The 22,327-nt window shown below is 64.7% G+C and carries 26 protein-coding genes; 18 read left to right on the top strand and 8 right to left on the bottom strand.

From position 1 onward, the window contains the following. Positions 1–30: 30 nt before the first annotated feature. Entirely contained in the window at positions 31–306 is a 276-nt protein-coding gene (locus GRX31_RS18200; protein WP_160854121.1) for a hypothetical protein, read from the top strand. A gap of 4 nt (positions 307–310) precedes the next feature. Further along, positions 311–835: a helix-turn-helix transcriptional regulator gene (locus GRX31_RS18195; RefSeq protein ID WP_160854119.1), complete on the top strand. Its 525-nt coding sequence runs from the start codon at positions 311–313 to the stop codon at positions 833–835. Positions 836–853: 18 nt separating this feature from the next. Here the strand turns inward: GRX31_RS18195 and GRX31_RS18190 are convergent, their stop codons facing one another. Next, positions 854–1,240 (bottom strand): helix-turn-helix transcriptional regulator, encoded by a 387-nt coding sequence (locus tag GRX31_RS18190; protein WP_160854117.1) that lies wholly within the window; start codon positions 1,238–1,240, stop codon positions 854–856. A gap of 140 nt (positions 1,241–1,380) precedes the next feature. On the opposite strand from GRX31_RS18190, the gene GRX31_RS18185 reads away from it, so the two are divergent. Together GRX31_RS18185 and GRX31_RS18180 are read left to right on the top strand one after the other, a co-directional pair. Then, on the top strand, positions 1,381–2,319 hold the full coding sequence (locus tag GRX31_RS18185; protein ID WP_160854115.1) for a hypothetical protein: 939 nt from the start codon (positions 1,381–1,383) through the stop codon (positions 2,317–2,319). 12 nt (positions 2,320–2,331) lie between these two features. Beyond that, the gene (locus GRX31_RS18180) at positions 2,332–2,811 is read left to right on the top strand and encodes a hypothetical protein (protein WP_160854113.1); all 480 of its coding nucleotides are present in this window, start codon (positions 2,332–2,334) and stop codon (positions 2,809–2,811) included. Between the two features lie 501 nt (positions 2,812–3,312). On the opposite strand, the gene GRX31_RS18170 is transcribed toward GRX31_RS18180, so the two are convergent. Genes GRX31_RS18170 through GRX31_RS18155 form a run of 4 tightly spaced genes read right to left on the bottom strand, consistent with a single transcriptional unit; the run spans position 3,313 to position 6,438 of the window. Further along, entirely contained in the window at positions 3,313–5,034 is a 1,722-nt protein-coding gene (locus GRX31_RS18170) for an ABC-three component system protein (protein WP_160854111.1), read from the bottom strand. After that, positions 5,031–5,279: an ABC-three component system middle component 6 gene (locus GRX31_RS18165; protein WP_160854109.1), complete on the bottom strand. Its 249-nt coding sequence runs from the start codon at positions 5,277–5,279 to the stop codon at positions 5,031–5,033. The genes GRX31_RS18170 and GRX31_RS18165 overlap by 4 nt, the downstream gene beginning before the upstream one ends. Then, positions 5,276–6,196, bottom strand: coding sequence for an ABC-three component system protein (locus GRX31_RS18160; protein WP_160854107.1), 921 nt, complete (start codon positions 6,194–6,196; stop codon positions 5,276–5,278). The genes GRX31_RS18165 and GRX31_RS18160 overlap by 4 nt, the downstream gene beginning before the upstream one ends. A gap of 35 nt (positions 6,197–6,231) precedes the next feature. Then, positions 6,232–6,438, bottom strand: a complete 207-nt coding sequence (locus tag GRX31_RS18155) for a type II toxin-antitoxin system RelB/DinJ family antitoxin (protein ID WP_160854105.1) — start codon at positions 6,436–6,438, stop codon at positions 6,232–6,234. A 392-nt stretch (positions 6,439–6,830) separates the two neighbouring features. On the opposite strand from GRX31_RS18155, the gene GRX31_RS18150 reads away from it, so the two are divergent. Then, positions 6,831–7,181 carry a DUF2958 domain-containing protein gene (locus GRX31_RS18150; protein WP_160854103.1) on the top strand — a complete coding sequence of 117 codons (351 nt, stop codon included), beginning with the start codon at positions 6,831–6,833 and terminating at the stop codon, positions 7,179–7,181. A gap of 31 nt (positions 7,182–7,212) precedes the next feature. Here GRX31_RS18150 and GRX31_RS18145 read toward each other — a convergent pair whose 3' ends face one another. Beyond that, a complete protein-coding gene (locus tag GRX31_RS18145; RefSeq protein ID WP_160854101.1) occupies positions 7,213–7,884 on the bottom strand; it encodes a DUF6988 family protein in 672 nt (223 codons plus the stop codon). 638 nt (positions 7,885–8,522) lie between these two features. Between GRX31_RS18145 and GRX31_RS18140 the strand changes: the two genes are divergently transcribed. From GRX31_RS18140 to GRX31_RS18130, 3 genes are all read left to right on the top strand, one after another. After that, entirely contained in the window at positions 8,523–9,350 is an 828-nt protein-coding gene (locus GRX31_RS18140; RefSeq protein ID WP_160854099.1) for a DUF932 domain-containing protein, read from the top strand. 66 nt (positions 9,351–9,416) lie between these two features. Then, entirely contained in the window at positions 9,417–11,450 is a 2,034-nt protein-coding gene (locus GRX31_RS18135) for a ParB/RepB/Spo0J family partition protein (RefSeq protein ID WP_160854097.1), read from the top strand. A gap of 60 nt (positions 11,451–11,510) precedes the next feature. Then, positions 11,511–11,723 (top strand): hypothetical protein, encoded by a 213-nt coding sequence (locus tag GRX31_RS18130; protein WP_160854095.1) that lies wholly within the window; start codon positions 11,511–11,513, stop codon positions 11,721–11,723. A 168-nt stretch (positions 11,724–11,891) separates the two neighbouring features. Here GRX31_RS18130 and GRX31_RS18125 read toward each other — a convergent pair whose 3' ends face one another. Next, positions 11,892–12,560: a hypothetical protein gene (locus GRX31_RS18125; RefSeq protein WP_160854093.1), complete on the bottom strand. Its 669-nt coding sequence runs from the start codon at positions 12,558–12,560 to the stop codon at positions 11,892–11,894. A gap of 898 nt (positions 12,561–13,458) precedes the next feature. On the opposite strand from GRX31_RS18125, the gene GRX31_RS18120 reads away from it, so the two are divergent. Continuing rightward, positions 13,459–13,773: a DUF736 domain-containing protein gene (locus GRX31_RS18120; RefSeq protein ID WP_160854091.1), complete on the top strand. Its 315-nt coding sequence runs from the start codon at positions 13,459–13,461 to the stop codon at positions 13,771–13,773. Positions 13,774–14,151: 378 nt separating this feature from the next. Here GRX31_RS18120 and GRX31_RS18115 read toward each other — a convergent pair whose 3' ends face one another. Continuing rightward, on the bottom strand, positions 14,152–14,445 hold the full coding sequence (locus tag GRX31_RS18115) for a helix-turn-helix domain-containing protein (protein ID WP_160854089.1): 294 nt from the start codon (positions 14,443–14,445) through the stop codon (positions 14,152–14,154). Between the two features lie 224 nt (positions 14,446–14,669). Between GRX31_RS18115 and GRX31_RS18110 the strand changes: the two genes are divergently transcribed. The 9 genes from GRX31_RS18110 to GRX31_RS18070 all read left to right on the top strand — a co-directional run bounded on the left by GRX31_RS18110 (position 14,670) and on the right by GRX31_RS18070 (position 22,122). After that, positions 14,670–15,017 (top strand): DUF2958 domain-containing protein, encoded by a 348-nt coding sequence (locus GRX31_RS18110; RefSeq protein WP_160854087.1) that lies wholly within the window; start codon positions 14,670–14,672, stop codon positions 15,015–15,017. 343 nt (positions 15,018–15,360) lie between these two features. Continuing rightward, the gene (locus GRX31_RS18105) at positions 15,361–16,143 is read left to right on the top strand and encodes a DUF2285 domain-containing protein (RefSeq protein WP_160854085.1); all 783 of its coding nucleotides are present in this window, start codon (positions 15,361–15,363) and stop codon (positions 16,141–16,143) included. 83 nt (positions 16,144–16,226) lie between these two features. Further along, complete coding sequence (locus GRX31_RS18100; RefSeq protein ID WP_019726284.1) at positions 16,227–16,508, top strand: helix-turn-helix transcriptional regulator; 282 nt, start codon at positions 16,227–16,229, stop codon at positions 16,506–16,508. 26 nt (positions 16,509–16,534) lie between these two features. Continuing rightward, complete coding sequence (locus tag GRX31_RS18095) at positions 16,535–17,401, top strand: replication initiator protein A (protein ID WP_160854083.1); 867 nt, start codon at positions 16,535–16,537, stop codon at positions 17,399–17,401. A 253-nt stretch (positions 17,402–17,654) separates the two neighbouring features. Continuing rightward, positions 17,655–18,293 (top strand): ParA family partition ATPase, encoded by a 639-nt coding sequence (gene parA, locus GRX31_RS18090; RefSeq protein WP_160854081.1) that lies wholly within the window; start codon positions 17,655–17,657, stop codon positions 18,291–18,293. Then, the gene (locus tag GRX31_RS18085) at positions 18,290–18,574 is read left to right on the top strand and encodes a chromosome partitioning protein ParB (RefSeq protein ID WP_160854079.1); all 285 of its coding nucleotides are present in this window, start codon (positions 18,290–18,292) and stop codon (positions 18,572–18,574) included. Before parA ends, GRX31_RS18085 begins: the two co-directional genes overlap by 4 nt. Beyond that, positions 18,571–19,104, top strand: a complete 534-nt coding sequence (locus GRX31_RS18080) for a DUF2840 domain-containing protein (protein ID WP_160854077.1) — start codon at positions 18,571–18,573, stop codon at positions 19,102–19,104. The genes GRX31_RS18085 and GRX31_RS18080 overlap by 4 nt, the downstream gene beginning before the upstream one ends. Beyond that, positions 19,101–19,700 carry a S26 family signal peptidase gene (locus tag GRX31_RS18075; protein WP_160854075.1) on the top strand — a complete coding sequence of 200 codons (600 nt, stop codon included), beginning with the start codon at positions 19,101–19,103 and terminating at the stop codon, positions 19,698–19,700. The genes GRX31_RS18080 and GRX31_RS18075 overlap by 4 nt, the downstream gene beginning before the upstream one ends. Positions 19,701–20,136: 436 nt before the next feature. After that, positions 20,137–22,122, top strand: a complete 1,986-nt coding sequence (locus tag GRX31_RS18070) for a relaxase/mobilization nuclease domain-containing protein (RefSeq protein WP_160854073.1) — start codon at positions 20,137–20,139, stop codon at positions 22,120–22,122. Positions 22,123–22,327: the final 205 nt, after the last annotated feature.

Here is a 22,327-nt window from a genome sequence, read left to right as displayed (position 1 = left end):
TGCCAATTATTCCCATACTGGAGACTGCTGATGGCCCGTTCCTCTCATCCGAAGAAAGAGGTCGAGGAAGCACTCAGGCATGCCGAAGAGCAGGGTTGGCGCGTGGAAGTCGGCGGCAGCCACGCCTGGGGGCGGATTTACTGTCCGTACAACGACGCGGAGTGCCGTTGCGGGGAGTTCTGTATCACCAGCGTGTGGAGCACGCCGAAGAATCCTGGGAACCACGCACGCGCCTTGCGGCGGGTCGTGGACAACTGCACGACGCACCGCACGCAGCAGGAGGCGGCCGACGATGCCGAGGAATAGCGCGATGGAATATACCTTCACCTTGAAATACCAACTCGCCGATGATGACCGAGACCCGGATGGGCTGGTCGAGCGATTGGGCGAAGCCGGCTGCGACGATGCCCTAGTCGGCATCGGGCAGCCCGGGCGGCTCGCGCTGGAGTTCACCCGCGAGGCGGACAGTGCGGACGTGGCCGTGCGCAGCGCGCTGGCGGACGTGCGGCGTGCCGCACCGTCGGCCAGTCTGATCGAGGTCGCACCGGATCTGGTCGGGCTGACCGATGTGGCGGACATCGTGGGCGTGTCGCGGCAGAACATGCGCAAACTGATGCTGGCCCATCCGGGCAGCTTCCCGACGCCGGTGCACGAGGGCAGTGCGTCGATCTGGCACTTGGCGGATGTGTTGGCCTGGCTGCAGGCCAAGGGCAGCTATTCGCTGGCTTTGGACGTTCTGGAGGTGGCGCGCGCGGCCTTGCAGGTCAATGTGGCCAAGGAGGGGCGGCGCCTATCGCGCTCGGCTTCCAAGGAGTTGGAAGCTCTTGTTGGATGAGGGTGTCCGTCGCCGGCCTCATTCCTGACCGGAACCCGCCCGAACAGGGCGGGTTTTTCGTAGGTGGACATCCGGCTTGCTGGCGCTGATGCGAGGGGCTTGCTTGCGCTCTTCGATCCAGATCTCCACTTCGGCCAGGTCCCACACCACGCAGCGCGGTGTCAGATTGAAGCGCCGTGGAAACTCGCCGCGGCGCTCCATTTCGTAGATTGTCGTTTCGGCCAAGGGGACGATCTGACGCAACTCGTGGCGGCGGATGGTGCGCCGAAATGGCAGAGCGCCGTGTTTGGGGAACTGCGGAAGATCCCCGTAGGCGTTCGAGCCTGGCAAGGGGAGGGGTGCTGGTTGCGGGCGCACCGCCAAGTCCGTGTCCAGGTCGATTTTTCCTAACGGGTTATTCTCCATGTCGAACTCCGTGATTGTTCGGCGATGCATGGATTGCCGCCGCGTGACGATATCGTGTCTTTCATGGGCTATCGCGGAAACTCTCAGGAGCGTAGTGAGGCGTACTGAGGACAAATAGCCGAGGGAAGAAGGGGGAGAGCATGGCGACGGTAACGGTTTCTCCGATTCATTTTGAGGACTACAGCGGCATTCAGTTTGAGCGCTTGGTCTTTGCGTATCACGTGCGCGCTGGCTGGCGTGATCTGGTCTGGCACGGCCAATCGGGAGGCGACCAAGGGCGGGACATCTCGGGTATCGAGCCTCGCGATGATCAGCCCTCACGCAAGACCATCATCCAGTGCGCGAACCGGGCCACGTTGACGTTGGCGAAAGCCAAGGCCGATATGGGCAAGGCGGTCAAGGCCACAAGCGGGGCGCCGGATGCCTTCAAGTTCGTCTCTCGCGGCGCCGTTTCGGACACCAGTCGGACACAGATCGAGCAAGCCGCAGCGTCCCTAGGGGTTGCCCATGTGACGATATGGTCAGCCGTGGAGTTCGAGGAAAACCTGCGGCTTCGTGCCGAGTACCTGCTGCATCGCTTCGTCCAGGGCATCGAGTTTCCCGATGCTAAAGCGGAGATCCGAAAGTTCGTGGACGACTTTCCCGACCTCTCGGATGCCGACGCTCTGCAATTGATGGCGGTCGTATTCGATCGGCCGGCATTTCGTACGCCGTTTCAGCAGGAAAGCTCCCTACCTGCCTTTCAGCAGGCGATCGAAGACACCATTGGTGCACTCAACACCGGCATTTGGCGGACGCGCGAGGGAGATGAGATCAGGCGCATCCCCTCGATCAATCATCTTCGAGATCCACGCATCCAGACAGTGCTTGCATCGGTGGTTCGTCAGGTCGATGAGTTGCGCCGCATCTTTGTGACCCGTCTTAAGGACGGGGAGATCAGGCACTGCGGATGCGGTCAACCGAATTGCCCCACGTACATGCTCACGGATCGCGTTGCCGACGAACTGGACGAAGCCAGACGGAGAATTCTGACGACGTTTCGATCGGTGCACGCGTCCTTTAATGTGAGTCTTCTGTAGGCGAGCATGGCAATGGCGTTGCCCGAAGATCAGATTCAGTATCTCAACCGTCATCCGCCAGGCGAGGCTGTGGCACGCGCGCTGTTCGAACTACTGCGCAATGACCATGACTTGCTCGGCATCGACGCAAATGAACGATCCATCACCTTTCGCTTCGCGATGTATCTCCAACAGTATTTTCCTGATTGGAGCGTGGATTGCGAATACAACCGAGACGGCATTGAACCAAAGCGGCTCGGACATCTGGAGCTGTACCCGGACAGCGAAGACGTTGAGGCGAAGACCGTATTCCCAGATGTTATCGTTCATCGGCGAGGCACAAGAAGGAACTTTCTGGTCTTGGAGTTCAAGAAGTCAACGAGCCGCGTTGACCGACAGATCGACCTTCGGAAACTTCGGGGCTACAAGCAGCAGCTTGGTTACGAGCATGCCCTGTTTGTGGAGGTCGGCACCGAGGGGCAGGCGATCATCACAATGCTTGAATGGGCTTGAGAGGCATCAGGGAAACTAATGACACGTATTCCACTGTTCAGTTCGCAGCATCTTGAAGCTGCGTGTCGGGTGCTCGCCGATACCGAGCGCGGCTTGAGCGGTACGCAAATCGAGCGCTTGCTGCAAGAGATCGAGGTCGCGGACACTACGCCCGGCATGACCAAGTGGAAGCGGCTGTTCAATGCGCTGGCTGGTGCGCAGAACCAGCATCAGTTCGGCAACCATCTCATCATGTTCATCAACCGTGCGATGAACCCGGTGAACTACGCCCGCGACGCCGCGACGCTCGCATGGCGGCGCGACGAACTCAATGTGGTCCTTGCCTTCTCCGGCTTTTACGTGCGCGAAGATGGCAAGGTTGGGTACGCTGATAATGCCACAACGCTTGATGCAGCGCGCGCACGAGCTGGACGGCTTAAGGCCGCGCTGGAGAGTCGCGTCGTCCATGCGGAAGTGCTGAACTACTGCCGTGCCGAGCTGCTAGACGAAAACTATTTCCACTCATCCAAATCTGATGCCAAACAGCCCGCCGTCCTCCGTGGCGTCGGTCAAGCGCGTGGGGAGTACATACTTGTTGAGGTCGAAGCCATCGATGGTCTCCTTGAAGGCATCGTCTTCGTTCATCGTCACGATGTACTGAAAACCAAGCTCTTGCGCGATCTCTGAGCCAAGACGCAAAGCGCTGATGACCTGGCGTCCGTCAACCCCGTCGAACAGGTGGCTGTCATGGATCAGAAATCCCGGCCCCACTTGGCGCTTGGCGCACAAGCGCATGAGCATCATGTCGAAGCAGAAGATCTGCATGTTCTTGATGCCCTTGCTGCGCTCGCCCTGCATCGGAAACTTGAAGATCGGTCCATTTGATGTTTCATCGACCGTCATGCTGCCGGCCGACTCATACAGGCGTTGAGAGGTTTCCTCAAAGGCTACGATGGCCTCTGCCAGTCTGTCCTTCTGCTCAGCGAAGTCGCGCCGCAGGCGGATCGTGAGGCGGTTGCGCTCAATTTCCAACTCATTCTTAGTACCTTCGAGCTGCTCTGCGGCTTCAAAGCGCTGCCGCAGCGATTCCACTTCAGCCTCAAGTCGCCCCAGCTCGCCTTGCAGCTTCAGGAACTGCTCGAGCGCACCGTGGCTCCTGAGAATGCCCAGGATCTCGCCGCGCCTCTGGTCAAACTGAGCCTTCTTGCTATCGCGCAACTCGATACGCAGTTTCGCAGCTTCGAGTTCGCTGGACAGATAGTCCTTGCGATTGCGCACCACCGACTCATGAAAGCTCTTCACGTCCTCGTAGCGGCGCTTGACCAAGCCGGGCAGCACAATGCCTGCCTCTTGATAGACCGCCTGGAGGTCTTCATGGTCTGGCGGAACCTCCGAGGCCAGTGCGCTTTCCAGATCACGGATAGCTGAGAAGTCGATGGTATTGGCGTTGGCCAGCTCGTTTAGTTGGCGAGTCAAACTGGCGCTTTCGACTTCCAGCTGCCGGTACTCTGGCAAGACCTGAAAAGTTTCAACTTCTGCGTGAAGCTTCTTGAGACGGGCTTCTTGAATGGTCAGCTCCGTGCGCAAGTCGGCGGCCTTGCCGATGATTGAACCGAATGCGCCGTTCCCGGCTGCCTTCTTCAGCTCTTCGAGAGTCTTTTCCCGATCGCGGACAGCCTGCCAATCCCGGGCAATCTGCCAGTCCAGTCCGAGCAAGAACATCAGCGCCATCTGCATGTCGCCAGTTCCTTGCATCGTGGCCTGCTTTTCCGGCGTCATGAAAGCACCGCTCGCCTGTCGGCGCACAAAGTAGGCAAACAGTGACCGGAACGAAGGCGGCTTGCTACCAGCAGCTTCAAGGCTACTGAGGCCGAACATTTGCTCGCCGAGGAACGTACACCACTCGGTGGCAGAGAACTTGACCTTCGCGGCAGGCGGGACTGTCACGAAGATTTTGGCCTTGGAAGCACCGCTACGCTCGACGACCGTGCGTTCCGACTTCAGATCGAAGTCCATGCCGAAGGTGTGTTCGGCCAGTTCCGTGGTGCGGAAAATCGACTCCGGGCCAGCTTCGGCACCGAGCAGGAAATGCACCAACTCAACGAAGCTGGTTTTGCCGGCGCGATTGCGCGTTTGCTTGCTGGTTGCCCCCTCAGTTTTTTGGGCCAGCAGTACATTCAGGCCAGGCTTCAGATCTCCAAGATTCTTGAAGCTAGGCAGCGTGCTGAAGATGTGATGAATCACGCTGCCCTCCTTGCCACAAGGCCGCTTTCGAGTTCGATGGCTCCAAGGGCATACAGGAGGTCGAGAGCGAGCAAGAACCAGTCGTAAGTAATGCGCCGGGGCGTTGCCGCCAAGCCGACGTCATGCTTGTTCAATTCCTCCCAAAGCGCGGAGACAGTCTTGGGCCGTGCGAGGAAAGTCAGAACATGCGCGCCGACGGTCAGCAGCGCACGATCCTGCGGCAGATGCTTGGATGGCAGGATCATGCAGTCCCCATCGCTTGAGCATCTTCAAAAATCTCGCACTTGTCGAACAGGTACGCCATGACGGCCAACACGGCCGCCTTGTGCGCGGGCGTGGTGTTCGTCGTGCCCCCAGCCCACGCTTCTAGGCGGCCGAATATTTCATCAGGATGGAGCTGCGGAACTCCATCCCGCAGCCCGACGTATTCGCTCTTGAACGCCTGCGCGATCTGCTCGCCGTAGGTAGGGTTCTTCCAGCTATTGAAGAACTGCGCAACGAGCGGCGACTTCTGCATGCCGATTTTTAGGAAGTCGGCGACAGCCTGGGACAGAAGGTTTGCCTCGATCTTTCCGCGCGAAACGTCCTTCACCTCGCTCGCCGTGGGTACGGGCGTGATGCTGATGTGAGTGAGCACAGCGGCCAGATCGCTGAAGCCCAAATTGACATTTGCTTCCATCGTCAACGAGGGGCCGAACCAGGACTCGAGATCCTGAAGGCTTAACTGACGGAACTTGGCCAGCATCTCCTCGTACCCACAGTGTCCGATCTTGATCTGCGGGTTGTCTTGCGCGAGTTTGGCCAAGGCTTCAATGATGTGTGGACCCAGACGCCCATCAGGTGCGTTGTGGACGAAGGTCCACTCATCGAAATAGTCTTCCCAGTGCTCTTTGGCCCCTTCGAAGTCCTCGTTGATTTTCTTGATGGCCTCGGCAGCGGTCAGTTCGTTGGGGGCGTAGCTCTGGAACAGGATTCGCGCGGAAGGTAGGTATCCGTCGTTCTTCCGATCCCCAACGTTGCCCCAGGGGCGGCAAGCCATAAAGTCATTGGGGTGTGCCTTCGACATCAGCTTCTCGAAGAGACGTTGAAACCCATCCCCTTTGGATTCCAAGAAGGCGATGCGAAAGTCCTTTTCGTAGTTGAGTTGCTGTATGCGATCCATGCGTTCAAGCCCTGGCCTTGATGTTCTTGGAGTTTTTAGGCAGAAGCGCCGGGCTTCTTGTGGATGGGCTGGGCCTGCGCACGGTTGATATCGAAGGGAAGCGCTTTGTCGGCTGCAATGCGCGTGAGCAGCACCCGAATGGCGTCCGAAACGGACAGTCCCATTCCTGCCAACACGTTCGTGGCCTCCTCTTTGATATGCCCGTCAATTCGGGCGCGAACGACATCACTGCTGCTTGCCATTGCATGCCTCAAGCCTTGGTTGTAGCTACATTGTGCTCCATTTGGGCTTCCATGTCATTTACTGTTTGTTGCAGTCATCCGGGCGTCCCGTCGCTGGGCTTGCGCGCTCTGTGCCCCGCGCCTTGGGTCGAGTCGCGTCATCCGGATCAGGCGTTGACTGCTGACGTCTTCGGCCTTCGCGGGCCCGCGAGTCCCGCTTGCAAGGGCAGGGCTGCGAAAGGGTGGGACGGCTTGCTGCTCCCTTCATCGCGCCACGGCGTGCTCGCCGTCAAGGGCGGCGCGTGCCGTGCACGCTTGCGGCCTGCGGCCGTCGTTGCCCCTTGACTGCTTGTGCTGCGCCGTGACCCGGAAGGGTTGGGCAATTCCGCCCGGCTACCTTTCAGGAGTTCTCCATGGACTACACATTCATCACTGACGAGCAGCGCTTGGTGCTGCTGGCCAACGGCCGCGAATCGTTGCAGACCCCGGACTTTGATCCGGCTCCCGTGGTCAAGCTGTTCACGCCGGATGCCGGCGCGACTTGGCTGCTAACTGAGATTGACCCGGACGACCACGACCGCGCTTTTGGCCTGTGCGACCTCGGCCTGGGGATGCCTGAACTGGGCTGGGTCAGCTTGGCCGAACTGGCTTCGGTGCGCGGTCGGCTTGGGTTGCCGATCGAGCGCGATCTGCACTTTCGTGCGGAGAAACGGTTGAGCGCCTATGCGCGTGATGCGCGACACGCTGGCCGGATCATCCACTAACCGGGCAAAGGGCCGTCGCAAGATGCCTCGTTCACGGTCTCAGCAGATCCGGCAGGCAATCGGCGAAGGCCGGCTGGATCTTGCTTACCGGCTTGGCCACGGCTTCGTCGCCGGTAAGGACTGCCATCGTCATGCCGGTCATGGTCATCAGACCGTTCGAACTGCGCAGCACCTGTAGCGCAAGATCAACCGGAAAGCCCCCTGCACTGCGCCTTAGTGGATGAATGCCGCCATGCACGAATGAGTTCATGGCGTGCCAGGTCACTTCCTTGAAGTGCGACAGCATCTGATGCGCGGCTGCCGGCGCACCTTGTCCCTCCCGTTTGCCGATCTGTTCGATCATCTCGCTGGCGCCGGGGAGATTCTTGGCGGCCTGTTCGCTCTCCGGGGTCAGGGGAGCCATGAGCTTATCGATCGCGGCATCGCTGGCGGCATAGAGCAGCCACATTCCCCGTGTCGGGGCCTCGAATTGCAGCCGCATGAGGCTGACGGCCGAGGTGGGTAGTCGCAGCGCCATCAACGCGCGTAGTGCAACCGCATGCTCCTCCGCGACCAGGCACATGCCCAGAGCCGCTTCCCCGCGTGGCGAACCGTCGAATTCAGCATCACCGAGCAGGGTATTCAGCCGTTCGTGCAAGGCGTTCGAGCGTTGGAGCATGTGCTCCAAGGGATTGTCGCTGTGGATGGTGGTCTTCTCCTGCATGCCGGCATCGTACGGTGGCGCCGTCCGCGGGGCGCCCCGGCCATGGCATGGCCGGTCGCGCTGTCGTGCTGCGCATCGAACCCCCTGCGGGGTTTCGCCCCATTCGGGCTTCCATCGTTCCCTCGCTGCACTCGGCTGACGCCTTCGGCCCGGCTCGCTGATCCGGGCCTGCGCGCTGCGCTTGCCTCCAGGGGATCGGCTATGCAGCCCATCCCCGCCGCGCTTTGCTTGGCGCCCCTGGGATACCGCCGAACCGGCCGCGCCGGATCGGCCTTCGCGCCTGCGGCGCTGCGCGCTTCGCTTGCGTGGGGTCGGCGTGGAGAGCGGGCCGTTGCCTGTCCAGCCATCTTTCCTGAATCCATCACCTTGCTCGCGACTGTAGCCCGCGGCCGGGTGCCGTCAAGGCGCGCAGGGCCGTGTCCTCGGCTGCGCCTGCGGGCCGCACCAACCCTGCGCTTGCTTCCTTGACGGCACCCGGCCGCGCGCTCCCTTTCGTCGCGGGCGATGAACTCAGGAAAGACGGTGGCAACGAGGCCAACCGGGTTCTTCGTGCCGACCCCACCGGAAGCCCGAAGAGGGCTCTGAATCTAGGAATCCGGTGAGGCTTTTCAACAGTCAACTTTGTCAGGAGAAATGCCATGCAACTCGCTTCCCGTTTCGCACCGCGTTCGCCGATGCTGCGTTCGGAACATCCTTTGTCGGATGACCAGATCCGGACCGTGGTGCCGTCCATCTTCGCGGACGCACCGCATGAAAGCCGATCCGAGCGGTACAGCCATATCCCCACCGCTGCGGTGCTGACCGAGCTTCGCAAGGAGGGTTTCCAGCCCTTCATGGTGTGCCAGACCCGCGTGCGCGACGAAGGCAGGCGCGAGCACACCAAACACATGCTGCGCCTGCGCCACTCCAACCAGATCAACGCGCGCGAGGCCAACGAAATCATCCTGCTGAACTCCCACGACGGGACGAGCAGCTATCAATTGTTGGCGGGGATGTTCCGCTTCGTCTGCAAGAACGGGCTTGTCTGCGGCGACACCGTGGCCGACGTGCGCGTGCCGCACAAGGGCGATGTGGCCGGGCATGTGATCGAAGGGGCGTATCAGGTGCTGGATGGCTTCGAGCGCGCGCAGGCATCGCGCGAATCGATGGAGGCCATCACGCTGGATGCTGGCGAATCGGAGGTGTTCGCCCGTGCTGCGCTGGCCCTCAAGTACGACGACCCGACGAAACCCGCACCCATCACGGAATCGCAAATCCTGATGCCGCGCCGCTTCGACGACCGCCGCCCCGACCTGTGGAGCGTGTTCAACCGCACGCAGGAGAACCTGACCAAGGGCGGATTGTCTGGCCGCGCCGCCAATGGCCGCAGGCAGCAGACCCGCCCCGTGCAGGGCATCGATTCGGACATTCGCCTGAACCGTGCCCTGTGGCTGCTGGCCGATGGTATGCGTCAGCTCAAGGCCTGACCCCTCACACGGAGGGGCGCGGCCCTTCCATTCCTTGCCTGTATCTCTTTTGATTGGAGTCCCATCATGAACGCCATTACCAACACCGAAGTCCAAGCCGTCAACACCGCAGCGAACGTGCTGCAAGCCGCCGACCCGAGCAAGCACATGATTCTGGTTCCGCTGTCGCGGCTGGTGCTGCGCCCCACGGGCCGCAACGTGCGCAAGACCCCGCGCATGTCCATTCCCGAACTGGCCGCGTCCATCCAGCGCGTGGGCCTGCTGCAAAACCTGATCGTGATTCCCGCCGCCGATGGCGTGCATTACGAGGTGGTGGCCGGTGGCCGTCGCCTCGCGGCGCTCAAGCTGCTGGCGAAAAAGCACCGCATCGCCAAGGATTGGCAGGTGCCTTGCCTGCAAGTGGCCGATGGCACGGCCCGCACCGCCAGCCTCACCGAGAACGTGCAGCGCGAGGCCATGCACCCCGCTGACCAGTTCGAGGCGTTTGCCGCGCTGGTGGCCGAGGGCCGGCCCATCGAGGACATTGCGGCGGATTTCAGCGTCACGCCGCTGGTGGTGCAGCGCCGTTTGAAGCTGGCGAATGTCTCGCCGCGCCTCATGGACGACTACCGCGCCGATGCCGTCACGCTCGATCAGTTGATGGCTCTGGCCATCACCGACGATCACGCCGCGCAGGAGGCCGCGTTCTACGATGCGCCTCAGTGGCAGCGCAGTCCATCCACGCTGCGCGAGCGCCTGACCGAGCGCGAGATTGGGGCCTCGCATGCGCTGGTGCGCTTCGTCGGGCTGGGCGCCTACGAAGCCGCAGGCGGCGGCATTCGCCGCGACCTGTTCGCGGAAGGCGATGCAGGCGTGTATGTGTCCGACACTGCGATGCTGGAAACGCTGGTGCGCGAGAAGCTGACCGGCATGGCCGACACCATCCGCACCGAGGGCTGGGCCTGGGTGGACGCCACCCCCGCCATGACCCATGCCGACCTGCAAGCCTTCCAGCGTGCACCGAGGGAACGGCGCACGCCGAACAAGCGCGAGGCACAGCGCATCGAGAAGCTGCAAGCCAAGATGCAGGGCATCGGCGAAGCCGTGGATGCCGCGATGGACGCCGACGACGAGGACAAGGCCGAAACCTTGGAGGAGGAGGGCGAACGCTTGGGCGAGCAGTTGCAGGCGCTGGAAGATGGTTTGCTGGGCTACGGCGCGAATGTCCGCGCCGCCGCCGGCGCCATCGTCACCATCGACCGCAATGGGGAGGCCGTGATTCATCGCGGGCTGCTGCGCGAGGCCGAGGCCAAGGCGTTGCGCACGCTGGAAAAGCTGCGCCAAGGTTTTGCCGATGGTGAAGGTACGAACGTCGAGGACGGCGAGACAGCAGAAGAAGTCCAAGCTCCCGCCGTGTCCGACCGGCTGGCGCAACGCCTGAGCGCGCACCGCACCGCCGCGCTGCAAATCGAGGTCGCCCGGCATCCGCAAGTGGCGCTGGCCGCGCTGGTGCATGGCATGGTGCAGAGCGTCTTGCAGGGGCGCTACTACGGGCACGACATGCCGATGGGGGTTCGCCTCACCGTGCAAGACCGGCTGGAAGGCATGGCCCCGGACTGGCCGGAATCACCCGCCGCCGTGGCGCTGCGCGAGGTGCAGCAGGCATGGGGCGACAAGCTGCCCGAGGACAGCGCCGCACTGTTCGCCGCGCTGCTGGCGATGGAGCAAGGCGAGCTGGTCCGACTGCTGGCCGTGTGCGTGGCGGGGGCGGTCGACGTGGTAACACCGCGCGCCACGCCGCACCAGCCCGGCGCGGAACTGGCGCAGGCCGTGGGCCTTGACATGGCCGCATGGTGGAAGCCGAGCGCGGAGGGCTACTTCAAGCACGTTCCGAAGGCCGCGATCCTGCAAGCCGTGGGCGAGTTCGCGCCGGATCACGTCAACCGGCTGGGCAAGCTCAAGAAGGCTGACATTGCCAGCGAAGCCGAGCGGCTGGCCGGTGGCACGGGCTGGATGCCTGCCATCTTCAAGGCCGAGGGGCCGCAGGAGGCCGCATCGCATGAAGGCCCGGAAGACGCTCCCGCCGTGGCGGATGAAGCGGCCGAAGCACTGGCCGCTTGACCGTCGCGCAGACCTGCGCCCCGGCCSSGGCCGGGGCGTTGGCTTGCAGGAGCCAGACCCATGCCGACAACCGACACTACGAGCCGCACGCGGATGGCGGCGATCTATGCACCGGGCACGGTGCGCGCCCGCCGCTGGCACCGCGCAGGCGACGTGCGAGGTTACCGTCCGCCCTCAGGCTGGACGGCCCGCGCCGACCTCACGGACGTTCACCCCATCACGGGCCGCGCCCTGGCGCGGCCCGTGTGGTGGATCATCGAGACGAAGGAATGACGCCAGCACCCGGCCCAGGTCGTTCCGACCTGGGCCGGGTGGATTCAAAAATCCGGGCGCGGCGGTGGCCGCGCCTGGTGTTGAACCCCGAAGGCCAGCCAGAACGCCGCAGCCTTCGCTACCGCCTCGGTTGCGGCGTTGGCGAGTCGGTCGATGGCGAGGGCACGATCACACCTTGATCGGGCCAAACATTCCCGTGTAGATCAGCGTTTCCCAAACCTTCTTGATCCCCTGTCCGGTCTCCTGGCTCACAAATAGCGACGACCTGGCGCCGTGAGGGGCGCCCAGGAAATACGAACGCATCGACTCCCAGGTCTCCGCGACCTGTGACCAGGTCCAGCACGGAACTTCTTTCTCCAAGATCAGGGGCACAGCGATAGCCAGGGGGATCATCTTGTCCATCGGCAACGGCTCTTCCCAGTTGCACTTGACCAGGATCGGGGTTGCCTCCGCGCTGTAGAACTGCACATCCAGCTTCTCTGCCGTGATGTACGCGGCGTGGTGGCGAGGCAGGGCCAACACGGAATCCAGGACCTTCTGGCCATCGCCATAGGGGCAGGTGATGAATCCGTGGGCGAAGTACCGCGTGTGGTCGAGGCCTTTGTAGCCGCAGCGATCGCTGGGGGTGGTAACGGGATGGCGGTCATCGTGATTGCGCACCAGCGGGTGCCATGAGGGGTATCGGTCAACTACCGGCCCAAGTTCAGTCACGATGTCTTCTAGCGCCTTCTTGCTTCGGAGGCGCTGCGATTCGTCCGCATCCCTAGGGCGAGGGACAAGGTACTTCTCCACCTCTTCGTATCCCGCTTGTGCTGCTTCATCTGCTCGGAACGCCATGATTCACCTTATTTTGCTGTGTTATGCGTGAATTTATTGTTTTTCGCATGAAATGTCAATATTGTGCGTAAATTGGTTGATTCATGGTGTTGGTGGTTCGTAGTTCGACGACCATGAGCGTGCCGGCGCAACGCGCCGTCGGGCTCTCGGGCTGTGCCCCGTGCCGACTTCGCTGTCACGGCCATTCGGCTCCCATCCCTCACGCCTTCGCGCCTGCGGCGCTGCGCGCTTCGCTTGCCTCCGGGGGACAGTCCTGCGGACTCTCCCCGCCGCGCATGGCTTGGGGCCCCTCGATACCGCCGAACCGGCATGCGCCGGATCGGCCGGGCCAGCGCCCCGCTGCGATGTACGGGGCGCTGGCGAACACGCCGGCGCTTGCTGCGGCAGGTTGTGCAAATGCGTGCTGTCCTCAACGCTGGCGGTTCCTGCCCATCACGTCGCCAAGGACGATTGACGCCAGTTCACGTCATCCCCGCCCGGCATCGCCATGGAGTTTCCACGCCACGCCTCAAGACCGGCGCCGCAAGGTGGGGCGGGGGCGTTCTCGCCTGTTGTCGGGGGGGGCCTGACCCGCGTTAGTGGGCGAGCTGGCGCAGCCTTCGTGCGGAGATGCCGAGCCGGCCCCGTCTCCTTGCGGTGTGGTTCGGCCCAAGGCGTCCTTGTGTTGTTGTGAATCCTGGCGGTGGCGCGGCTGCGCCTCGGGCTTCATGGCTGCAACCGTCCGGCGAAAACAATTTCCCCTCTGCTGCGCAGATTCCTCGCGCGACAAATTCTTTTCGCCTCCCGGCTCTCCACTGCGTTGCGACCGCAAGCGGTGCAGCCCGCCCGTCCCCCGCCGGCCGGATCACAACAAGGACGCGATGGGCGCGAACCTTGTTCCACCAAAAGGAGTTTCATCATGGCCAACATCGGCACCTTCACCGCAGACAAAGACGGCTTCACCGGCACGCTTCGCACCCTGACGCTCAACGTCAATGTCAAGCTGGTGCCCAACGACAAGGGCGACAACGAGAAGGCCCCCGACTTCCGCCTGCAGGCGGCCAGCCACGACATCGGCGCGGCGTGGAAGAAGACCAGCGAAGCCGGGCGGGAGTACATCTCCGTGACACTCGACGATCCGTCGTTCCCGGCCACGGTCTACGCCCGCCTGATCGAGGGCGAGAACGGCACGCACGACCTGATCTGGTCACGCAGCAAGCCCCAGGCGGCATGACCGCCGCCCGCAGCGCCCCGCCACACGGCGGGGCGCTGCGCTGTGGGTTCGCCCCCCAACGCGGCGGCAGCAGTTCGTGGCCCATGGCGGGCCGTGTCTTCCTGTTCTTTCTGTCTAGAGGCAGCGTCTGCAGTGGTTGTCTGGGCCTGACGTGTCGGCGCGGACCGCCGCCTGGCTTTGCGGGCTGCGCCCCGTGCCGTCTTTGCCGTCACGGCCATTCGGCTCCAATCTCTCACGCCTTCGCGCCTGCGGCGCTGCGCGCTTCGCTTGCCTCCGGGGGAAAGCCCTGCGGGCTATCCCCGCCGCGCAGGCTTGGCGCCCCTGCAATACCGCCGAACCGGCTGAGCCGGATCGGCCTTGCCAGCGCATGCGCACACGCTATGGCGTGCCACCCATCTTCGTCACCGTCTCCAGCTCCTGCCGCACCTGCGCCAGCAGCTGATCGGCCTGCCGCAGGTCGTCACCGGCATAGGCCAGCGTCAGCAGCGTGAGCGGGTGGACCTCCATGACCTCGCACAGTTCGGTCAGCTTGTTCAGCGTCGGGCTTTTCATGTCCCGCTCCAGCGTGCTCATGTAGGTGCGGCTGGACACGTCGGAGAACGCCTCCTGGCTCAATCCACGCGCTTTCCTGATGGTCTTTAGTGCCTCCGACAGTGTATGTTTCGCTGCCAACCCTGGATCTCCCCAAAACCCAAGATGACAGTCGATAGCGCTCTATAGGGCTACAATCTATAGTGTTCATTCATGCCGGCTTGCCGCTTTTGTGCTTTTACGGAAATCCGCATCCACGGCTTCGCACAGAAGCGCAAAGCCGCTTGCGTGTCTTTCCTCCAATCCGCCGATACGTTTCTGTGCTTTCACGCTTCGGCAGCTTTGTGCGAATGAGGGGGTAACCCGTGAATCGACTCATCACCGAGGACGAGCGCAGGCAACTGCTGCACCACGGCGCTGCTCGTGTCGTTGGCCAGGCCATCGACCCGCAGCCCGTCGTGCGGCTCTTCACCCCGGACGCGCACGCCACCTGGCTGCTGGCTTCGCTCAGCCCAGCCGATGGCGACACGGCCTATGGCTTGATCGACTTGGGGATCGGCATGCCCGAGCTGGGCGAGATCAAGCTGTCCGACCTCGCGTCCATCGTCGGGCCGCGTCAGCAGCCCGTGATGCGGGATCGGTATTTCCGGGCGGTGCGCGCGCTGTCGGAGTACACCCGGCTGGCCCAGGAGAACGGCTCCATCCTCGATTGAGCGATTCGCGCCACGGTCAAGCCGGGGCGCATTGTGGCTATTTCCGTCTTGTTCCGGACCTGCCAGGTCTTAGTCGGCACTGTTGCACCAAACCGCTGCCACTCTGGCGAAACCAGCCATGACGCAGCGCGCGTCATGGGGCACGGTGGATGGCGCAGGAGGCGGCATTTCCTCGCGCGCCACCGTCGCATTCAGACGATCCGCACAACAGACGGTATTGCTTTTCGTCTTGACACGCAAGTTACCAATCTGCCAGCTTATTCACGATTCGATGCTGGTTTGATGTGGTGATGTTTGCGTGTGCCTGTGACGGCCTTCCTGCGGTTTCAGGGGAGCTTGCGTCATGGCCCAGCCGCACCACCTTGCGCACTGGTATCCGACGGCCGCGTATCTCTACGTGCTGTGCCTGGATGCGCTCGCGCTGGCCTGGGAGTACCTGCGCCGCCACCCCAACTATCGGCTGGACTGGCTGCGCCATGCACACCGGTCCCACACCACAGATTCAGCGGCGCGCCGCTGGGGGCTGCGGATATGGGAAGACCCCGCCCTGGATGCGCGCGACGCGCATCCGGCTTGGCTGCCGGGCCATCCGGCCGTGGTGCAGCTTCACCCGGACGCCGATCCGCCGCCCGATGCCATGGCTTTCGCGTTCTGGCGCCTCCCCGGACACAAGCAGCTGCTGCACGACGGCAAAGGGCTGACGCTGATCGCGCGCAGCCCCGGCCATTGCGCGCGCTTCGCGCTGGCGCCCGGTCTGGAGGACGGCATGGCGGTCACCTATGCCCATCGCAGCGGCGGCGGCACTGCTGCGCCTGCGCGCGACCCGGTATCTGCCGACGCAACGCATGCTGCCAGGCCCCGGCCACAGCCCGCCGCCTTGCTGGAACTGCACACCCTGCAGGCGCTCGACGCGACCCTTGCGGGCGCGTCCTTGCGCGAGGTGGCCGAAGGTCTGTTCGGAGCCGATGCGGTGGCGGCCGACTGGCACGCCGATGGCGACATGCGCGCCCGTGTGCGCCGCCTGGCGCGGCGCGGCGATGCGCTGATGCGCGGCGGCTATCGCCGCCTAGCACAGCTCCCCCCGCTTGAGAAGGGACGTTTTGAAGAGGGTGCAAAACGTCCCTGAGCAGAAAGGCCGCGTTTTCTGAGACTGCCTCCATCCGGTTGCGCTGTGTGGCCGGAGCTTCACAACCGATGGAGGTTCACACCATGCGTCCCGCTCCCTTGCGGCCTGCCGCCACTGTCCCGACCGCTGCCGCGCAGCCGCAGCGTTACCTCACCAACGACGAAGCCGCCGAGTACCTGCGGCTGTCGCCGCGCACGCTGGAGAAACAGCGCGTGATCGGCGGCGGCCCGCGCTTTCGCAAGTTCGGCCGGCGCGTCATGTACGCCGTCGCCGACCTCGACGCTTGGGCCGCCGATCGCAGCTTCGAGACCACCTCCGATCCCGAGTACGCCGAACAGCACTCGGCAGACAGCCGTGCGCGCTGATCGCTGGCACGCGCCAGGCCATCGCCATGTCCAGTCCCGCACTGCCGTCCCGGCAGCGGCCTTCGCAAGAACGCGAACAGCTCGACCTGTTCCGCGCCTTGCCGGGCGACATGGCGCCGCGCGACAGCCAGGACTTGATGGCCTTTCCGTTCTTCTCGCTGGCGAAGTCGCGGCGCACGGCGCCGATCGACTTTCGCGCGGGCAACGTCACGATCCGCGTGGAAGGCACGCAGGAACACGGCATCGCCACGATCTGGGACGCGGACGTGCTGATCTGGGCGGCCTCGCAGATCGTGGAAGCCCGCGACGCGGGCTTGCGCCCGTCGCGGCTGATGCAGGCCACGCCCTACGAGATCCTGCGCTACATCGGCCGCGGTACGTCGCTGCGCGACTACCAGCGCCTCAAAGCAGCCTTGGATCGTCTGCAATCGACCACGGTGGCCACGTCCATCCGCGAGACGACCGGGCGGCGCCTGCATCGGTTTTCGTGGATCAACGAGTGGAAGGAGCTGGCCGATGCCAAGGGCACGCCCTTGGGGCTGGAGCTGATCCTGCCGGACTGGTTCTATGCCGGCGTGGTCGATGCCGCCCTGGTGCTGACCATCGACCCGGCGTATTTCCGGCTCACGGGTGGCATCGAGCGCTGGCTATACCGGCTGGTGCGCAAGCACGGCGGAAGGCAGGAAGGCGGCTGGCAATTCGATTTCCGGCACCTGTGGCGCAAGTCGGGCAGCGCCACACGGTTTTCGGACTTCGCCTACGACCTGCGCGCGCTGGTCGCGCGGCAGTCGCTGCCCGGCTACGTCCTGGGCATCGAGCGGATGCCAGGCGGTGGGGCCGAGCTGCTGACCTTCCGGCCAGTGCGTCCCGTGCCGCCCACGGCACGGGGATAAACGGTGCGCCGCCTGTGGACGGGCTCGTGCTATCAGGAGTACGCGGACTCGTGCTATCGGGAGTATGGCTATCGTGCTATCAGGAGTACGGATCGGCCGCAAAGCCAATGCTGGCGCGGGTTTCGGCCTCCCTTAACTTCCCTAACTTAAAACCTCTAACTGGTAGTAGCAGCGCCGCGCCACGGTGGACAACCGCCGTGCAGCCATCAGCACAGCGGCAAAAGCCGGGCTTTCCGACACGGAGGGCCAGGCCATGATCGTCGCGCTGCTCAACCAAAAAGGCGGCGTCGGCAAGACCACGCTCGCCACCCACATCGCCGGCGAGCTGGCGATGCGCGGCCAGCACGTCGTGCTGCTGGACGCCGACCCGCAGGGCTCCGCGCTGGACTGGACGCAGCGCCGCAGCCAGCAGGGTCTTCCAAGGATGTTCAGCGCCGTGGGCCTCGCACGCGAAACGCTACATCAGGAAGCGCCAGAACTCGCCAGGCGGGCCGATCACGTCGTCATCGACGGCCCGCCGCGCATCGCCGCCTTGGCGCGCTCCGCGCTGCTTGCGGCCGAGCGCGTTTTGATCCCGGTGCAGCCCAGTCCGTATGACTTGTGGGCCAGTGCCGAGATGGTGGCGCTGATCCGCGAGGCGCAGGTGTTCCGGCCTGCGCTGCGCGCGGCCTTCGTCATCAATCGGCGCGTCAGCACCACCGTGATCGGGCGCGAAGCGCGCCAGGCGCTCGCCGACCAGCCGCATCCTGCACTGCGCGCGGAAGTGCATCAGCGCATCGTGTTCGCCGACAGCGTGGCCGCTGGCCGGCTTGCACGCGAGACGGCGCCCGACAGTGCCGCCGCACGCGAGATCACCGCCCTGGTGGACGAACTGCTGCGGTGGGCGCCATGACAGCGAAGCCACCACCGAACAGCAAACGCGCGGCAAAGCGCGTCGGCATCGACGCGCGTCCGACTGCGAATCCGCACGCCGAGGCGTGGATTCGCCAGGGCGACGCCGATGCGCTGGGCAAGGGCGACCTCTACACGGCCCGCCTCACGCTCGACATTACGCCCGCCATGCGGGCGCGCATCAAGGTGTCGGCTTTCACGCAAGGCGTGACCGTGGCCGACCTGCTGCGCGGTCTGCTGGAGCGGGAGTTTCCCGAGAACCGCAGGGAGAACACACCATGACCGCATCCGCTTCGCCTGCCGCTGTCGCGGCCACGGCTGCGCCCGTAGCGCCTTCCGGCCAGCCAGCCAGCGCGCCGCTGACGCGCGTGGCGCTGGCCTACATTGAGGCCCGTTTCAAGCTCTACCTGCGCTTCGGCGAACCCGCGCGCACGCACCAGCTCGACCGCTGGCGGCGCAGCGCGGTGTTCCTGCCGGGTGCGGTGTTCTGCCGCGTGCGCTGGCACGCCAACGACTACGGCACCGTGCGCTGGCAGCTCATGGTGATGCAAGCCTGCACACCGCTGGACGCGGCGCAGCGCATCCCCGGCGTACAGCCGGGCGCGCGCCTGCTGCTGCACTCCGAGGGCGACGGGCAAGTTCGCGCCGTGCTGGAGCGCATCGACGCCATCGAGGCGCTGGGCATCGCGCCCATCGCAGTCTCGCCCGCGTACTGGCGCACGCTCGCCAACCGGCTCGCCGCGCGCCTGCCGCTGCCCGAATACACCGCCGAGCGGCACGCCGCCTGGCTGACCGGGAGGGCGCTGCCATGACCGCCGTTTCCACCACTGGCACCGCGCCGCGTCCTCGTTCGCACGCCCGCTCACGCTTGCGTGCTCGCATCGTGCTCGCGGGCCTCGCCGCCTGCGGCCTCGCTGCGCTGGCCTGGGCGTCCTTCGTGCATCCGCTGCCGCGCCTGATCTACAACCCGTCCGACAGCGTGGCCGTCGGCTGGTATCGCGTCGATCCGCTCGATCCGCGCACCGGCTCGCTGCCACGTTCGCTGTCCGTGGGCAGCATCGTCCTGACCCGCTTGCCGGCCGACGCCGCCGCGCTGGCTGCGCAGCGCGGCTACTTGCCGACGCGCGTGCCGCTACTCAAGCGCGTGGGCGCCATCGCACCGCAGGAAGTGTGCATCGCTGGCGGCATCGTCCGCATCGACGGCGTGCCTTCGGCCGCCGTGCTGCGCGCCGACCGCTGGGGCCGGCCGCTGCCATCCTGGCAGCAGTGCCGCCGCCTCGAACCGGGCGAGCTGTTCCTGTTGAGCGTGACCAATCCGGCATCGTTCGATGGCCGGTACTTCGGGCCGGTGCGCGCGTCCGCCGTGATTGGTGTTGCGCATCCGGTCTGGCTGGAGAAGCGGCCATGATCGCCGCCGATTCGCTACGCGTCATCGTGCTATCAGGCGTGTCGATCCAGTGGCGTTCCGCGTGTCGTCGCGCGTGCAGTGCGGGTGCATTCGCACCGCACTTCGCGCTGCCTTCGGTGCAGCCATCCAACGTGCAGGCGTCTTGCCTCGAACGCACCCGGCCTATGGCCGTCGCCGCGTTCGCCGGCGCGCTGGCTGCTCGCACAGCAGCGCCGCCGGGCCGCCGCTGCCCGGAGCGCCAGCGAGGGGCAAAGGCGGAAGGCAAGACAAAAGGACGCAGCACCGGGCTGCGTCGAAAGCCAGTCTGCACGTGGGGTTGGCGCGGCACGGTGCGGCTGCGCCGCCGTGCCGCGTGTGGCGCGAGGCCCGCGCCAATACGGGCATGTCCGCGTGCTTCGCACGACGGGACACGCCAGAGCTTGCAGGGAGAACGGCCATGAGCGACCGCCGCGACGGCGATTTCCGCGTGCGCCCCAGCGCCCCGAAGAACCGGGGCAAGGGCCAGGGGCAGAGCTTCGTTTCCAAGGTGCTCAAACAGACAGGCAAGGCCAGCAGCGGCAAGTCGGCGGTAGGTCGTCCTGGCGCGGCGGACGGCACGGGCCATCGGCCCGGCGCGCGCCTCGGACGCGGCCACACGGCAGCGCGCTTTGCCGGGGCGAAGCTGACGCCCATGTCCCGGCGCGTGACCATCAAGACCTTGCTGATCAATCAGCAGCGGGCCAGCCCGCAGTCGCTCGCCAAGCACCTGCGCTACATCGAGCGCGATGGCGTAGGCCGCGACGGCGAGCCGGGACAAGCCTACGGGACGCAGACCGATTCCGCCGACCTCGACGCCTTCAAGGAACGCTGCGCCGACGATCGGCACCATTTCCGCTTCATCCTCTCGCCCGAGGATGGCGCGGAGCTGGAAGACCTGCGCACCTACACGCGGCACCTCATGGGCCGCATGGAGGCCGACCTGGGCACGGACCTCGATTGGGTGGCGGTGAACCACTGGAATACCGACAACCCGCACACGCACATCGTCGTGCGCGGGCGCGACGACACGGGCAAAGACCTCATCATCGCGGGCGACTATATCGCCGATGGCTTCCGCCATCGCGCCGCCGAACTGGCGACCGAATGGCTGGGGCCGCGCACCGAGCTGGAGATCCAGCAGACCATGCGACGCGAAGTCGAGCAGGAGCGATGGACGAGCCTGGATCGCACCCTCAAGCGAGAGGCCGGCGGCGATGGCCTGGTGCATGTCGAACGGCTCAACGAACCCCGGCTGCAACGTCAGCGCCTGCTGCTGATCGGCCGCCTGCAACGCTTGCAGCGCCTGGGCCTGGCCGACGAGACGCAGCCCAGCACCTGGGCTGTCCATGCCGATGCGGAAAAGACGCTGCGCGCCCTGGGCGAGCGCGGCGACATCATCCGTACCATGCAACGGGCCATGCGCGGCGAGCCACGCGAGCTGGCCGTGTTCGAGCCGGGGGATGATGGAAGAACCATCCTCGGGCGTGTGGCCGCGAAGGGACTGGCCGACGAGTTGCGTGACCGGAGCTATCTGGTCATCGACGGCGTGGACGGCAAGGCCCACTACGTCGCGCTCAACGCCCGCGACGAACTGACGAACTATCCCGCCTGCGCCATCGTGGAAGTGAAGGGATCGGCCGACGTGCGCGCGGCAGACCGCAACATCGCTGCGCTGGTCAGCGATGGGCTGTACCGCACCGACCATCACCTAGCCGTGGCACAAGGACAGGTCGTCCCCGGACGCAACCCGCAGGAGGTCGTGGCGGCCCACGTCCGCAGGCTGGAAGCCCTGCGCCGGGCGGGCATCGTGGAGCGCGTAGCCGAGGGGCTATGGAAGGTGCCCGGCGACCTGCCCAAGCTGGGGCGCCGCTACGACGCGCAGCGCCTGGGCGGTGTGGCGGTGGAGCTGAAATCGCACCTGCCCATCGAGCGGCAGGCCCGCGTGATCGGGGCCACCTGGCTCGACCAGCAGTTGATCGGCGGCGGCGCGGGCCTGGGCGACCTGGGCTTTGGAGCGGAGGCCAAACAGGCGATGCAGCAGCGCGCCGACTTCCTGGCCGAACAGGGACTGGCCCAGCGGCGCGGGCAGCGCGTGATCCTGGCGCGCAACCTGCTGGGAACACTGCGCAATCGGGAACTGGCGCAGGCGGTCAAGGACATTGCAGCCGAAACCGGCCTGGAGCATCGGCCTTTGGCTGACGGCCAGCGCGTGGCCGGTATCTACCGGCGCAGCATCATGCTCGCCAGCGGGCGTTACGCGATGCTCGATGACGGCATGGGGTTCTCGCTGATACCGTGGAAGCCGGTGATCGAGCAGCGACTGGGGCAGCAGCTTGCCGCGATGGTGCGCGGTAGCGGGGTGTCCTGGGAGATTGGTCGGCAGCTTGGGCCTTCGATCGGCTAACCTGCCGTGACACGCCATTCATACGCGCCAACGCAATGCCTCAATGGCCAGCGCCAAGGCAATCAGGCGATGGCTGGGATAGTACGGGTGTAGCCCTTGGCAATCGAAGGATGGTGTAAAAGGTTAGCAGAGCAATCGGGCCAAGGCCGCAAATTGCCCGAAAGTCGTTCGGAAAAGTTCATTGCGATTCAATCACTTAGGGAAG

It is taken from the genome of Delftia sp. CH05 (assembly GCF_009827015.1).
GTDB classification, from domain to species: domain Bacteria; phylum Pseudomonadota; class Gammaproteobacteria; order Burkholderiales; family Burkholderiaceae_C; genus Comamonas; species Comamonas tsuruhatensis.
This window is presented reverse-complemented; position numbering and strand designations above follow the sequence as displayed.